The sequence below is a fragment of the Actinomycetospora atypica genome (assembly GCF_042653685.1).
Classification (GTDB): domain Bacteria; phylum Actinomycetota; class Actinomycetes; order Mycobacteriales; family Pseudonocardiaceae; genus Actinomycetospora; species Actinomycetospora atypica.
In genome coordinates, this window is sequence record NZ_JBHSIV010000009.1 from 74,084 (window position 1) to 88,923 (window position 14,840).

At 73.0% G+C, this 14,840-nt stretch carries 8 protein-coding genes; 4 read left to right on the forward strand and 4 right to left on the reverse strand.

Annotation, left to right across the window (positions count from 1 at the left end; all coding sequences use genetic code 11):
- Positions 1-72: 72 nt before the first annotated feature.
- Together ACFPBZ_RS10860 and ACFPBZ_RS10865 are read left to right on the forward strand one after the other, a co-directional pair.
- Positions 73-948 (forward strand): class I SAM-dependent methyltransferase, encoded by an 876-nt coding sequence (locus ACFPBZ_RS10860; protein ID WP_378036059.1) that lies wholly within the window; start codon positions 73-75, stop codon positions 946-948.
- 65 nt (positions 949-1,013) lie between these two features.
- Positions 1,014-2,894: a glycosyltransferase gene (locus ACFPBZ_RS10865; protein WP_378036060.1), complete on the forward strand. Its 1,881-nt coding sequence runs from the start codon at positions 1,014-1,016 to the stop codon at positions 2,892-2,894.
- Positions 2,895-2,907: 13 nt separating this feature from the next.
- Here ACFPBZ_RS10865 and ACFPBZ_RS10870 read toward each other — a convergent pair whose 3' ends face one another.
- Positions 2,908-4,746 carry an arabinofuranosyltransferase gene (locus ACFPBZ_RS10870; protein WP_378036061.1) on the reverse strand — a complete coding sequence of 613 codons (1,839 nt, stop codon included), beginning with the start codon at positions 4,744-4,746 and terminating at the stop codon, positions 2,908-2,910.
- A 183-nt stretch (positions 4,747-4,929) separates the two neighbouring features.
- Here ACFPBZ_RS10870 and ACFPBZ_RS10875 point away from each other — a divergent pair, with 183 nt between their 5' ends.
- On the forward strand, positions 4,930-8,031 hold the full coding sequence (locus ACFPBZ_RS10875; protein WP_378036062.1) for an arabinosyltransferase domain-containing protein: 3,102 nt from the start codon (positions 4,930-4,932) through the stop codon (positions 8,029-8,031).
- A 25-nt stretch (positions 8,032-8,056) separates the two neighbouring features.
- Here ACFPBZ_RS10875 and ACFPBZ_RS10880 read toward each other — a convergent pair whose 3' ends face one another.
- From ACFPBZ_RS10880 to ACFPBZ_RS10890, 3 genes are read right to left on the reverse strand one after another with little or no spacing between them, the layout of a single operon-like run.
- Positions 8,057-8,782, reverse strand: coding sequence for a class I SAM-dependent methyltransferase (locus ACFPBZ_RS10880; protein ID WP_378036063.1), 726 nt, complete (start codon positions 8,780-8,782; stop codon positions 8,057-8,059).
- 25 nt (positions 8,783-8,807) lie between these two features.
- Complete coding sequence (locus tag ACFPBZ_RS10885; RefSeq protein ID WP_378036165.1) at positions 8,808-10,004, reverse strand: glycosyltransferase family 4 protein; 1,197 nt, start codon at positions 10,002-10,004, stop codon at positions 8,808-8,810.
- Positions 10,005-11,162 carry a glycosyltransferase family protein gene (locus ACFPBZ_RS10890; protein WP_378036064.1) on the reverse strand — a complete coding sequence of 386 codons (1,158 nt, stop codon included), beginning with the start codon at positions 11,160-11,162 and terminating at the stop codon, positions 10,005-10,007.
- 543 nt (positions 11,163-11,705) lie between these two features.
- Here ACFPBZ_RS10890 and ACFPBZ_RS10895 point away from each other — a divergent pair.
- Positions 11,706-14,840, forward strand: a complete 3,135-nt coding sequence (locus tag ACFPBZ_RS10895; RefSeq protein ID WP_378036166.1) for an arabinosyltransferase domain-containing protein — start codon at positions 11,706-11,708, stop codon at positions 14,838-14,840.

A 14,840-nucleotide genomic window follows, 5' to 3' on the forward strand; every position in this document is an offset into this window, starting at 1 on the left:
TCCGGCGCACGGTCCCGACCGGCCGTCGCAGCCCGCCTCGACGGGAACGGCCACGCGGGGTGTGATCCCGGGATGGAGCGTCTCTCGGGGTCCCGCCGGCTGCGCCACGCCCTCCGGGTGCGCCTCGCCGACCTGGTGCGGGACGCCGTGGAACCGGTGGTGGCCCGCCACACCGACGACCTGCGCCGCGAGTTCTCCGACCGGCTCGACGGGCTGGGCGGGCAGGTCGAGGGGCTCCGCGCGACGCTGCACGACCGCGAGGTCCGCGACCGTCGCGACATGCTCGCCGCCGGGGAGCGCGAGGCGGTAGCCACGAGCGCGAAGTTCGTCCGCGAGTCGATGCCCGGTGCCCGCACGTTCCCGACGCCCCCCGAGACGCTCGCGCACGCGCTGGCCCTCGCGCCGACCGGTGGCATGGCCCTCGAGTTCGGGGTCTACAGCGGGACCACCCTGCGCCAGATCGCGGCGGCCCGCGGCGGGACGGGCGTCTTCGGCTTCGACTCCTTCGAGGGCCTGCCGGAGGACTGGCGCGCAGGCTTCCGGGCCGGGACGTTCGCGGTGGAGGAGCTCCCGGAGGTCGTCGGGGCCGACCTCGTCGTCGGGTGGTTCTCCGACACGCTGCCGGGCTTCCTCGACGCGCACCCGAGCCCGGTCGACCTGCTCCACCTCGACGCCGACCTCTACTCCTCGACGGCGACCGTGCTCGAGCTCGTCGGACCGCGGCTGCGGCCGGGATCGGTGATCGTGTTCGACGAGTACCTCAACCACCCCGGCTGGCAGGACGGCGAGCACCGCGCGTGGCGCGAGCACGTGGCGGCGCACGACCTCGAGTTCGTCTACGAGGCCTTCACGCACGACAACGAGCAGGTGGTGGTGGTCGTGACCGGCACGGGTCCGACCGAGGTCCCGGCGGCCCGGGTCGGTCTCGAGGCAGCACGACACTCCTGACGCGCCGGTCCGCCTCGGGGCTCCGTCTCCTACCCTCGGAGCACCATCGGGGAAGGATCGTGCTTGTGACGGACGTGCAGTCAGCGGCGGGTGCGCCGGCGGGGACCTCCGCCGCGCCCGGTCGCTTCCTCGTGCAGCGGGGCCTCTTCACCGGGCCGAGCGCCGACATCCCCGACGAGATGTACGTCGAGGTGGTGGCCGGGCACGCCGAGCGCCGCCGTCGCCACGTCCGCGTGGGCGCCCACGGCCGGGTCAGCACGAACACGTACTTCGGCCGGTTCCCGGCGTCGTACTGGCAGCGCTGGACCACCGCGACCTCGGTCCGGTTCGAGGGCCGCATCAGCGGGACCGGACGGGTCATGCTGCGCGCGTCGGACACCAACGGGGTCCCGCGCACCGTCGCGGTGCACGACGCCCGGACCGAGGACGTGCGCCTCGAGGCCCGGCTCGACCGCTTCCTCGACGGCGGGGGCCTGTGGATCGAGATCGTCACCGACGACGCCGAGCTCCTGCTGCACGACGCTCGCTGGACCGTCGAGGCACCGACCACCCGGCGACGGACGAACATCGTCATGTGCACCCACAACCGCGCCGACGACTGCGCCGCGACGCTGGGCGCCCTCGCCGACGACCGGGAGGCGCTCCGCGTCGTCGACGAGGTGATCGTCGTCGACCAGGGCACCGACGCAGTCGAGACCCGCCCCGCGTTCGCCGACGTCTCAAAGGCGATGGGCGCGCAGCTGCGCTACCTGCGCCAACCGAACCTCGGCGGGTCGGGCGGGTTCACCCGCGGCCTGCACGAGGTCGTCACGAAGGCCGGCGGCGAGCCCACCGACGCGCTGTTCATGGACGACGACGTGCGCTGCGAGCCCGAAGTCGTCGTCCGGATGGCGGCCTTCGCGCAGTACACCGCCCACCCGACGATCGTCGGCGCGCAGATGCTCAACCTGCTCCACCCCACGCAGGTGCTCGCCGGCGCCGAGTACGCCGTGCTCGAGGACCTGACCAACGGCCATGTCGCCGCGGGTGCGGTCGGGGAGTCGGACGTGACGTCCTACCTCCCCGACGGCACGAAGAACGTCCAGGACCGCCGGGTCGACGCCGGCTACACGGGCTGGTGGTCGTGCCTCATCCCGATCGAGGTCACCCGGGTGATGGGCTACCCGCTGCCGCTGTTCTTCCAGTGGGACGACGTCGAGTACTCCTACCGCGGGCGGGCCCACGGGTTCCCGACCGTGACCCTGCCGGGGGCCGGGCTGTGGCACGCCGACTTCCCGTGGAAGGACTGGGACGACTGGCACCGCTACTTCAACCTGCGCAACGCCATGATCACCTCGGCGCTGCACAGCGGCTTCCCCGTCCGCCATATCGCCGGGACGCTCGGGAACCTGCTCGCCCGCTACCTGCTGTCGATGAACTACGGCCTCGCCGCGACCCTGATTCGGGCCGTGGAGGACTTCCTCACCGGTCCCGAGGTCCTCGACGACGGCGGGGTGGGCGCCACCGCGCGCATCCGGGCCGAGCGGTCGTCGTACCCCGAGACCGTCATGCACCCGGTCTCGGCGGCCCCCGAGCTCGGGACCGCGCAGATGCCCGTGGTCCGCGCCGGCGGGAAGCCGACCCGGATGAAGGCCGTCTGGGCGAAGCGCGTCGTGCAGCAGGTGACCGGGCGGGTGCCGTTCCACGAGGGGCTCGTCGGCGCCGGCGAGGCGCACTGGTGGCACGTGGCGCTCTTCGACCGCGTGGCCGTCACCGACGCCGGTCAGGCCGGTGTGCGGGTCCGGCAGCGCAACCCCGAGCGGCTGAAGTGCCTGGGCCGCGACGGCGCGAAGGTGCTGCTCCGTCTGGTCCGCGAGGGGGAGGACGCCGCCGGTCGGTGGCGCGCGGCGGCCCCGGGCCTGACGAGCGCCGAGAACTGGCGTCGCCTCTTCGGGGTCGACCGCTGACGGGACGTGGCCCCTAGCGGCGGACCGCCACCAGGTACGGCCCGACGTCGCGGACCGCGAAGGCCGGGGAGGCGAAGAGCCTCGCCGGGAAGGTCGCGTCGCTGAACGCGACGTTCGGGGTCACGGGGAAGGCGTCCTCGACGATCCGCGTGGTCCCCGACCCGTTCGGCTGCCGCAGGAGCACGAACACCTCCGGCGCGGGCCACGGCGACGAGTCGAGCCGTCGCACGAGGTCGCCCGCGTCGCGCGCAGCGGCCCAGGACCGGATCGCGTCGTTGCGGGCCTCGTACTGCGCGAGCGGGTTCGAGTAGTGCGGCGTCGACTGCTGGAACCCGTGGAACGGCTCGTTGACGAAGAACTGCGTCGGCCCCCCGAGGACGACCAGCCGGTCCGGCGGCTGCGGGGTCAGGTCGCGGACCGTCCCCACGAGCTCCGGGGTCCAGGCGTCGATGCGGCTGCGGTCGAGACCTGCCGCGGCCGGTCCGGTCGGGTACGGGTCGCTGTACGCCTCGGCGACGGGCCCGGAGTCGGGTGAGATCGCCCCCTGGGTGTTCGCCAGGAACACGAGGGCCGCGAGCACCCCGCCCAGGGCCCGGACCGCCGGCCATCGCGGCCGCACAGCCTGCACGACCTCCACCGCCGTGAGCACCCCGGCGCACACCAGCACGAGCTCGATCACCGGGGCGAGCCGGAACGCGAGGCTCGTCTGGCCGACCAGGAGCAGCGGGACGGTGAGCGCGTACCAGCCGAGGACGAGCAGGGTGAGCATCCCGAGGGGCCGGGCGAGGCGGGCGTGGGTGGTCCAGCCGAGGACGATCCCGATCAGCCCGACGAGGCAGAGGGCCCCGAGCGACGTCGGCTGCAGCATCGGCAGGGACCAGAAGGCCCCGTCGGAGGGCAGGTAGCGCTGGGCGTAGCTCCGCGTCGGCGCGCCGCCGAGCACCGCGAGCACGTAGGGCGTCCAGACGACGAGGGCCAGGACCAGTCCGATCCCGACGACGACGCCCGCCCGCCCGGAGCGGGGCAGCAGGACGCCGAGCCGGTGGCCGCGCGTGGGTACGAGCGCCGCCAGCACGACGAACACGCCGAAGAAGCCCGCGTGCAGCGAGTACGTCATCGCGGCGACCCCGAGGAACACCCCGGTCCCCACGAGGGCCGCGAGCCGTCGTCGGGACTCCTCGGCGCGGACCGCACGCCAGACGATCACCGCCACCGCGGGCATCGGGGCGGCCAGCAACCAGGCGTAGGGCTCTGCCGAGGACACCCCGAGACCGACCACCACGGTGGCCGTCGCGACGAGGACCGCCCGGGCCGGGGAGACCACGAGACGCCAGGCGACGAGCGCGACCCAGCCGGCGACGGCCAGTGTCAGGATCGACCAGGGCTTGTAGAACGCCCAGGCCGGGATGCCCGCCAGGTCGGCCCCTCGTCCGCCGAGCCAGAACCAGGCGGCCGGGTAGTACGAGGGCAGATCGAGGTAGTTCATGTCCACCAGCGCAGGAGTGGACGCGAAGCGGGCGAGGGCCTGGACGCGGAAGCTCTGGTCGATCGAGATGCCGCCGAGGTAGTACCGCGTGCCCTGCAGGAGCAGCCCGAGCCAGAGGGTGGGGAGGGCGGCGAGCAGGCCGGGGACGGCCAGGGTCCCGAGCGTGCCCGCGGCCCTCCCGGAGGCCGCCAACCACACGAGCGCGGCCACGACCACCGCACCGAGGGTCGCCGCGACGGCGGACGCGGCGTACGTGGGGAACGGGATGCGCAGACGGCCGACGGCCGCGAGGAGCACGACGCAGGTGGCGACGGCGACGACCAGGCCACCCAGGGCCGACCCCGGGGCGGTCGACCGCCGGCTCACCGCTGCTCCGCTGATGGCGCACGCTCCCTTCGCGACGACGCGCACCCTACGAACCCGCGCACCGTCGGACGACGTCACCCACACGAGCGGGCGCGCCGTGTGACGACGACCTCCTCCCAGCCGATCGCCCCCGCATTGCTACCTTCGCCCGGCGCCCTACCCAGGACCGATGGAGCTCGCCGGGTGACCTCGACCTCGCAGGACACAGCCGGAGGGACGGCCCGGTCCGACCTGACGCACGCGGGGGGCGAGCACTCCCCGGGACGCTCGGGGCCGGTCGTCCTCACCGCGCTGTCGGGTCTGGTCGCGATCGTGTGCGCGGTCCTGCTCCCGCTCCTCCCGGTGTCGGTCGACCGCCCGGTGGTGTCCTGGCCGCAGGTCCCCGGGGCACCCGAGTCGACGACGCTGGCGCTGACGGCGCAGCGGCCCCTCGAGCTCGACGTGCGCTTCGGCTGCGCCGACGTCCGGGCCGCCGCCGCCACTCCGGACGGCGTCGTCGTCGCGACGGTGCGCCCGGACTTCCCCGACGCGCAGCGCGCCGGACTCGTCGCGGCGGTCCGGGGGGACCGGCTGCAGGTGACCACGCGCGGAGAGACCCTCTCCGACGGTCCCGTCTCTCGCTGCGACATCGCGATCCGCGGTGACCTGTCCGGCATCGCGATGACCGCCGACGGCGCCGAGGTCGGGCGGCTGCCCGGGCCCTCGCTGCCCGACGTCGACGCCCTGGTGAGCTCCCTGACCTCGGCGCCGGGCCTGCAGGTGCGGGTCGTCCCCGACGACGAGTTCGCGACCTCGCCGACCCCGCTCAAGGTGGTCGTCCTCGTCGTCCTGGTGCTGGCCGTGATCGGCGCGCTCGTCGGGCTGGGGCTCCTGGACCGGGGAGCGGCCGGGCCGCGGGCCGGCCCGCGGGGCCCGTGGCCCCGCCCGGCCGTGGTGGACGCGGTCGTGCCGCTGGTGATGATCGTGTGGCTGTTCATCGCGCCGACCACCGACGACGACGGCTACTACTCGGCCATGGCGGCCAACGTGCCGTACTCGGGCTTCGTCGGGAACTACTACCAGCTCTACGACCAGTCCTTCACGCCGTACACCTGGATCTACTACGCCCTCTCCTGGTGGCAGGGGGTCGCCGGGACGAGCCCCGTGGTCCTGCGGCTGCCGGCGCTCGCCCTCGGGCTCCTGACCTGGGTGCTGGTCCGGGCGTTCACGCGGCCGCTGACGACCGGCCCGGGCGTGTCGCGGGCGCTGCTCGTCGGTCTCGCCGTGGCGTTCCTCGGCTGGTGGCTCCCCTACGACATGGGGGTCCGCCCGGAGGCCGTGGTCGCCGCCGGCGTGATGGCGAGCGCCCTCGCCCTCACCGTCGCCGTGGAACGCGACCGGGTGCTCCCGATGGGCCTGGCCGTCCTCGCCGCCGGCGTCGGCTTCACCGCCGGGACCACGGGCTTCGTGGCGCTCGCCCCGCTGCTCGCCTCGGCGCCCGCCTGCTGGCGCGTGCTGCGCGGCCGGGGGCGGCGCGTCGCCCTGGTCGCCCTCGTGGGCGTCGTCGCCGCCGGCGGCGTGGTCGCCCTGCTGGCCTTCGCCGACGGCTCGCTGCGCGACTTCGCGCGGGCCCAGCAGATCTTCCGGGGCCTGCAGTACCCGGAGACCTGGTCGACCGAGATCGTGCGGTGGAACTACCTGCTCAGCGACACCGCCCCCATGGGCAACTACGCCAAGCGGCTGCCGGTCCTGCTCACCCTCCTCGCGCTGGTCGGCTTCCTGCTGTTCCTGACGAGGGGTCGCGACGGATGGCCGTCCCGCCTGCGCCTCGCCGGCACGACGACCACGCTCGGGTTCCTCCTGCTCTGGATGACGCCGAGCAAGTGGACCCACCACTTCGGGGCGCTCGCCGGGATCAGCGCGGTGGTCCTGGCCGGCGTGCTCGTCCTCGGGCCCGGCCTGGTCCGGTCCGGCGCCGGTCGGCCGCCCCGCTGGCCGGTCGGGGTGGGCGCGCTCGTCGCCGTCGCGGTCGTCGTGGCCCTGGCGATGAACGGGGCCAACACCTGGGCCTACTCCTGGATGCTCGGCATGCCCCACCCCAGCGAGCCGCCCCAGGTCTCGCTGATCCGCTTCGGCCAGCCGCTGTGGTGGCTGCTCGGCGGCGCCGTGGTGACCGCCGTCGTCGTGGTTCTCGCCCGTCGGCGGCGGACTGAGCTCGGGGGCGCGGCGCCCCTGGTCGCCGTCCCCGTCGTCGCCGGCGTCGCGGTACTCGTCATGCTCACCTACCTGCTCGGGAGCTTCGGGCTCGCGGCGGTGCGCACCTCGGGGACCTACTCGCCCGGCGCCGATGCCCTCCGCGACCCCCTCGCCCGGGACTGCGGTGCCGCCCGGGCCGTCCAGGTGCTCGACCCCCGGACCGCCCGCACCCTGCCGCAGCTCGCCGGGACCACCGCGGCGACCGGGGACGCCTTCGGCGGCGGCGGCACCTGGTCGCCCTCGAGCCCCCCGCCCGTCGCAGGGGTCCCGGTCTGGGGCAGCCACCGGCCCGGCCCGGACGGCGCCGACCCGGCCGACGGAGCCGGCTCCGGAACCCTCACCACGCCCTCGTTCGCGCTGCCGCCCTCGGCCGCCGGGGAGACGGTCGCGCTCTACCTCGCCGGGCGCACCGGCGACGGCAACGACGTCCGGGCGGAGTACGCCGTCCCCTCGGGCACCGTCGAGGTCGCCGGCCTCGGTGCGGGCCGCGACGGCGACGTCGTGGACGCGCGGGAGTGGCGCTCGGTCACGCTGTCCCCGCCGTCCGACGCCTCCGCGGTGCGCATCGTCGTCGAGGACACCGCGGACGGGGTCGGGGCGTGGACGGCGGTCACCGCGCCGGTGGCGCAGCAGTGGGTGCCCCTGCGCGACGTCGTCCCCGCCGGCTCGGCCACGGCGGTCGGCTGGCCGATCGCCTTCCTGTTCCCGTGCCTGCGGGGCCCCGTCGCGGCCGACGGTCTGAACGAGCCAGTCTCCACCGTGGTCACCTGGGGCGGGGAGCCGCTGTCCGGGGTGCGCGACAGCGCCTTCCTCCCCGAGCGCGGCGGCCTGTTCGTCCAGAGCTACCGGAACTCCGCGGTCACCCAGCTCTCGGCCCGCTTCGCGGACTCGCCCGGCACCACCGGAATCCAGGTCTACATGCTGCGGAACCCGCTGCCGACCGGTCGGTTCACCGTCGAGCGCGGGTCGGCGATCGTGCCCGGGTGGCAGGTCCCACCCAACACGACCTTCTCCGAGCCGGTGGGGCCGGACGCGGTCGTCCGGCCCTGACCCGGTCGGGCCGGCCGGCGTCGGGTCAGGCCGAGGTCGTCACGTAGAGACGGCTGTCCCAGCGGGGGCCGGCACTGGTGTCGGGGTCGGCGGCCACGACGCGGGCACCCAGCGACTCGACGAGGCGGTGCACCTCGGCCTCGGGCGTCCCGTGCATCTCCATGCCGCGCCGGAGCATCCGGGCCACCGACACCGGCAGCGCCGCCAGGACGCGGCCGGCGAGGGACGCGGACGGCTGGGTCGGCATCTGGAAGACGACCACCGCGCCGGGCCGTGCGATGCGCCAGAACTCCCTGATGTAGCCGTGGGCGAGGGCCGGCGGCATGTGCTGCAGGACGCGGCAGGTGTAGACGAGGTCGACCGAGTCGGTCTCGACCGCGGCCAGGTCGGTGCCCGCGACCTGCAGAAAGCGGCACGCCGGGTCGGGCACGATCTCCCGGGCCTTCGCGAGCATCGTCGGGGAGATGTCGCAGCCGAGGACCTCGGCGAAGCCGGCCTGGGCGAGTCCGTGGCTCAGCCGGCCGGCGCCGCAGCCGAAGTCGACCGCACGCCCACGGCCGACGTCCAGGCCGAGCTCGCCGAGGCGCTTCGTCAGCGCGTCGATCTCGGTGACTCCCGTGGCGAGGAACTCCTCGGGGGTCCAGCGGTTCTTGTCCTTGCCCTTGTCCGTGAGCACCGCCCACATCGGGTCCTCGCTGCCCAGCTTGGTCCAGGTGCGGGAGACGTCGTCGATGTCGCGCTCGGTGGTCACGAGGGGTTCTCCATCAGGGTGTCGGTCAGCCGGCGGCCTTGGTGAAGACCGCCTCGTAGGCGTCGAGCACGGACTCGACGCTGAAGCTGGCGGCGGCCGCCGCACGGCCGGCGGCCGGGTCGGGCGGGGTGTCGCGGAGGGCGGCCAGCCCGTCGCGCAGGGCGGGGACGTCGCCGGGGGGCACGATCCGCCCGAAACCCGTGCGCTCGACCGGGAGCCGCACGCCGGGGAGGTCGCTCACCAGCGCGGGGACGCCGGCGAGCATCCCGACCACCTGGACGATGCCGAACGCCTCGAAGGCGTTGATCGACGGCAGGGCGAAGGCGTCGATCGAGGCGTAGAACTCGCCGAGGCGGTCGTCGGGCACGAAGCCGAGGAGCTCGATGCGCGGGTCGTCGCCGGCGTGGGCCCGCACGCGGTCGACCACGCTGCCCCCGGCGATGCGGCTGTGGTCACCGCCGATGAGCAGGCGCGCGTCCGGGTCGTCGAGGGCGAGGAAGGCGTCGACGAGGTGCTCCACGCCCTTCTCCTCGACCAGACGGCCGAGGAAGCCGACGTGGAAGCCGTCGCCGCGGCGGTAGGTCGGGGACGCCTCGGGCACGGGGAGGCAGGGCGGCGGGATCGCGACCATGTGCGGGGCGATCTGCAGCCACAACCGGCTCTCCCGGGCGTAGTCCTCGCTCGTCACCACGGTCGACGCCGAGCGGCGGAGACCGCCCTTGCTCGCGCGGTCGACCATCTCGCGCTGCGCGGCGTTGACCAGACCGGGCGGGAGGCTGACGTCGCAGTGGTAGGTCGAGACGACCGGGATCGGGGCGAACCGGGTGAGCAGACTGGCCTCGATCAGCGGGAGGTGCAGGTTGGCGACCCGCGAGCGGCGCATCTCGCGCAGGGCCAGGCGGGTCAGGTTGATCCCGATCGTGCCCTTGCCGACCTTCGCGAGCACCGGGGCCCGGACCACCCGCACGCCGTTGATGACCTCGTCGTTCGGCAGGGACGGCTCGTGCTTGCTCGCGACGACGCACACGCGCCAGCCGCGGGCCGCCAGCCCCTCGGCGACGTCCCGCGCGACGTTGGTCAGGCCCGAGACGTACGGCGCGTAGTAGGTCAGGACGATGACCAGGTCGTTCTCGGCAGGCGTCTCCGTGCGAACGATGGTCGCGCCTCCCCTGCTCGTGCGGCGGGCGGTTTCCGGAACCCGCCAGCTCGACGTGAGTCCGATTCAGCCCGTTTCTCGATGCAGAACCACGGTAGCGCCCGCCGGAACCGCGCCGGTCACGGGCTGCAGCGATCGACCGTCGTCGCCCCGAGGACGGGCGATCGGCTCGAGACCCTCGCCGGCGTGGGCAGGCATCAGGTGGGCGGACGACGACGGACCTGGAGGCTGGCCGCTCTGCAGCTCACGCCAAGCCATCACCGCGGCCACGGCGAGGACCGGGGCGAACGGCATGAAGATGCGCGACTCCTCCACTCGGCCCACCACGAAGGTGGCGGCGAACTGCAGGCTGAACCACGCGAGCGCGAAGGACATCGGAGGCAGGCCACGACGTCGGGCAGCGAGCAGGACCGGTGTCACCAGCAGTGCACCATAGAAGAGCAGCACCATCGCCCATGACCCGCTCGTGAGGTTGAAGGGCAACTGCACGACCGCTGTCCGGTAGGCGGCTTGCGGGTAGAACACCTGAGCGAGAAGCACCGTGCTGACGACCGCCGACCCACCGACTCCAAGCCCTACGAGCATCAACGGGCGGCGACGTCGGTGAACCCCGACGGCGATGAGGACCAGTCCCAGCCCCGCCGCATAATCAGTTCGAGCACCGCAAGCCAACACACCGAGCGCGAACAACGCCGCTGCGTTCGGCCTCTCGTTGAGTAGACACGTTGTTGCCGCGGCCACGATCACGGTGAGGAGCATGACCTCCGGATGCCAGTGGTCCAGCTTCGCGACCCAGTACGCCCAAGACCCCGCAGCGGCGAGAAGTAGGGCCGGGGCACCTAATTGACAGGACAGTCGGTACAACAGGACGACTGTCACCACGAGCAGGGCGAAATCGGCCCCCAGAATCGCCGTGGGTAGGGGCAGGCCGGTCCCCATGGACACGAGGTGATCGACCCACGGCATCAACGGCCGGTACTGGTTCGGCGCGATGGCCGTGCCGTCGATGGTCGACTGAACGACCCAGGTGTCGTAGCCGAAACCACTCATTCCCTGGATGAACCACCGCTGCCTGATCCGGACGAAACATCCCAGGAAGACGAGGACAGCGAGAAAGGTCGGTAGATGTCGGACCAGACGAGGGTCGTCGACCCAGCGCTGTCCCTTGGACGGCTGCTGAGCGTGGGTCACCGAACTGCGGACGACCGTCCCCCCGGTGGTCATACCGCAGCTTGACATGGCCCCCGAATCCGTCCGCACCCGACCCGCCGATCACTGAACCATCACGAGAGAAGTGCGTGCAGGGCATCGACGGACGCGACACGTCGATCCTCCGTCCAGGACGCGTGATCGTGGCACGAGGGAGTCACGGGAGGCGGTGGGCATGCGGTCGAGGCGGCGTTCAGCACGGCTTCACCTCGGCCCGTCCTGGTCGGTTGTTAGCGTCTCCCCCCGCATCAGGTGATCGAGGACGGGAGCTCGGACGTGGCCGAAGGCACCGATCAGGGTGTCGACGCGCCCACCGTGTCGGAACGCCCCGGACCGACCGCGAACCCGGTCGCCCTGCTGCGCCGACTCGCTCCCCTCCGACTCACGGCCCGGCCGTCCACCTCGAGGACGGTGGAGCTCAAGGAGCGGCCGGACGCCTTCACCCCCGACGACGACCGTCCGGACCGCTGGGGACCGGATGACTGGGGGCTCGACGGTCTCCTCGTCGCTCGTGTGGTCGCTGTGGCGTCCGCCCTCGTCGCGATCGTGTGTGGGGTGATGCTGCCGTTCGCACCGGTCGTCCAGAACGCACCGGAGATCCGTTGGCCCCTCGACGTCCAGCGGCCGGAATCGACGATGCTGATGCTCACGGCCTATCAGCCGGAGTCGCTCGACGTCCGCTTCAGCTGTCGTGCGGCTCGTGCCGCCGCCGCCACACCGGAAGGCCTCGTCCTCGGGACGATGTCGCCCGGCGCGAGTGACTTCGACGAGAAGGCCCTCTCGGTACGGGTACGAGGGAACGTCGTGACCATCCGCAGCGGCGGACGGGACATCACGGCCGACCCTCTGCCGGCCGGCGAGTGCTCCTACGGGATCAGCGGCAACGCGAACGAGGTCCGGGCGTTCCGCGATGGACGAGAACTCGGGACCCTCGTCCCCCGTCTCGGCACCCCCGATCCCGACGAGGTCCGGAACGTGCCTCCCGACTCGGAACCGGCGCCGAAGCCGATCAGCGCCCTGCCCGAGGTCGACGTGCTCATGACCTCGCTGGACGCCCTGCCGGGAGCGGTCGCAAGTGACCTGGAGGTCCGGCTCACCGCCGACGACCGCTACGCGAGCACACCGACGCCGCTCAAGCACGGACTCATCACCGCCGCGGTCCTGGCGGTGGTCGTCGGGGGGCTGGCGGCGACGTCGTCGATCTATCTCGCCCGCCGTCGGGGACGCCAGGCGAGCAGCACGGACGCCGAGCGGGGGCCACCCCGGTGGCGCCGGGTGGACTCCTCGCTGCTGCTGCGGCTCGGAACCTGGCGCCCGAGGGTCACCGATGTCGTCGTGGTGGTCGTCCTGCTCGCCTGGCTCTACCTCACCCCGCTCTCGGACGATGACGGCTACTACAGCCAGATGGCGGCGAACGTGCCGTTCTCGGGCTACGTCCCGAACTACTTCCAGCTGTACAACCAGGGCTTCACGCCGTTCTCCTGGCCCTACTACCTGCTCTCCTGGTGGCAACAGCAGGTCGGGGTGGCACCTGTCGCGATGCGGGTTCCCTCCGTGGTCCTCGGACTCGTGACCTGGTCCGCGATCCGCGTGTTCGTCGCCCGCTGTCCGGGCCTGACCCACCCGTGGATCGAGCACCGCCTGGCCGCGTTCGCGACACGAGGGGTCCTCGCCGCGGCCTTCCTCTCCTGGTGGCTCCCCTACGACGTGACCACCCGCCCGGAGCCGTTCACCGCCGCCTTCGCGGCAGTCGCGCTGGCGCTCGTCGCCGAAGGCGTCGAGCGGGAGCGCCTCGACGTGCTGGCCGCCGCCGTCGGGGTCGGGGGAATCGGCCTCATGACCGCTCCGACCGGCTTCATCTGCCTGGCTCCGCTCCTGGCGGCCAGCCCCACGGCGTGGCGGGCGATCCGTCGTCGGTCGGCCCACTGGTGGGAGATCCCACCCCGTTGGCTCGTCGTCCTCGCCCCCGGCGCGCTCGGCGCGGTCGCGGGATTCGCAGACGGGACGTACGGCGACTTCGCCCGGTCCCAACAGATCTTCGCGCCTGTCCAGCGGGCTCAGACCTGGTACGTCGAGTGGCAGCGCTACGCCTTCCTCCTCGACGAGACGACCCGCTTCGGCGCCTACGCCAAGCGCACGGCCGTCCTCCTGTGCCTCCTGGCGATCGTGTGGTTCCTCGTGACGGCGGTCGTCGCACGGGTGCGGGACCTGCCGGTCCCGCAGCGTCTGATGCTCTCGGGCTGGACGACGATCCTGGCCTTCGCGCTGCTCCTGCCGACGCCCAGCAAGCCGTCCCACCACTTCGGGGCGATCGCCGGGGTCGGCGCCGCCTTCCTCGCGCTCATCCTCGTGGCGGGGCCCGGCCTGGTGCGCGACGCCGTCCGCACGCGCGAAGGCCGGGTCCCCGTCCCCGCGATCCTGGCCGCATCCGTGGCTGCCATCGGCGTCATCGCCCTGGCCGGCCACGGCCGGAACCGCTGGGCGTTCATGTGGGGGCTGGGCCAGCCGTCCTGGCTCGACTACCCCTCGGTCAAGGGCTTCTACCTCGACGAGCCCCAGTACTGGGCGGCGATCCTCGCCCTCCTCGCCGTTCTCGTGGCACTGGTGACCTCCTGGCGTTGGCGCGGTTGGCGGCCCTGGTCGTTGCTGGTGGCCATCCCGTTGCTCTGCGTCGCCGCCATGCTCACGACGACCACCCGGTTCGTCGCGGACTTCGCCCTGGCCGCCGATCGCACGGCGGACTCGTACTCGGCCGCCGCCGACTCCTGGCGCGATCCGTCGGCCTCCCGGTGCGGGGCCGAACAGGCCATCGACGTGCTCACTCCGCAGCGACTGCCCCTCCCACCACTCGCCCCCGGGTTCGCTCCCGACGCACAGGACCAGGCCTTCGTCCCCGACGGCTTCCTGAGCACGAGCCCTCCACCGGCCGATCTACCGCGAGACCTGCCCGTCTGGGGCAGCTTTCTCGCCCCGTCGGAGGGCCGGTCCCCCGACGCCAGGACCGGCACCTTCGCGACGAAGTGGTTCCGGCTGCCCGCCGGGTCGTCCCGGGACATCGCCCTGACGACCCTCATCTCGGGCCGGATCGGGGAGGGCAACTCGCTCCGCCTGGAGTTCGGCCGTCAGCCGCCGGGCCCGAACTCCCCGGTGGAGGGCCTCGGTGGCCTCGGTGTCGACGAGAAGAGCGACGACACCGCCTGGCGTGCGGTCAACATGACCCGGTCGGGCAACCCACCGGTCGACGCGACCCTCGCACGGGTCGTCGCCACCGACACGACGTCGGACGTCGGCGGGTGGCTCGCCTTCACGGCACCGCTGGCCCAGCGGTGGGCTCCCATGACCACCGCCCTCGCGCGGGACGGGGTCTACAGCGTCAACTGGGAGAACTCGTTCCTGTTCCCCTGCATCCGTCAGCCGGTCCAGCAGAACGGGATCACGGAGCCCATGGACGGCTTCCTCGGGTACGGCGAGACTCGACGCTCGGCCCTCGCCGACTTCCAGGCGCGCACCAACAGCGGTGGGATCGTCGGGAATGCGCTCCGCGAGGCCCGTACGACAGAGCTGCCGACGCGGTTCCGCGACTTCCCCGACACCGACGACGACGTCTTCCTGATGCTGTTCGACAACCCGTATCCGAGCGATCGGTACGACATGGAGCGCAAGAACAGGGTGGTGTCGGGCGGGACCCCCTGA

What these genes read in the sequence shown, in the direction of transcription:
- ACFPBZ_RS10860 (WP_378036059.1), top strand. Translation starts at nt 73, where the DNA reads ATGGAGCGTCTCTCGGGGTCCCGCCGGCTGCGCCACGCCCTCCGGGTG.
- ACFPBZ_RS10890 (WP_378036064.1), bottom strand. Translation starts at nt 11,162, where the DNA reads ATGACCACCGGGGGGACGGTCGTCCGCAGTTCGGTGACCCACGCTCAG.
- ACFPBZ_RS10895 (WP_378036166.1), top strand. Translation starts at nt 11,706, where the DNA reads ATGCTGCCGTTCGCACCGGTCGTCCAGAACGCACCGGAGATCCGTTGG.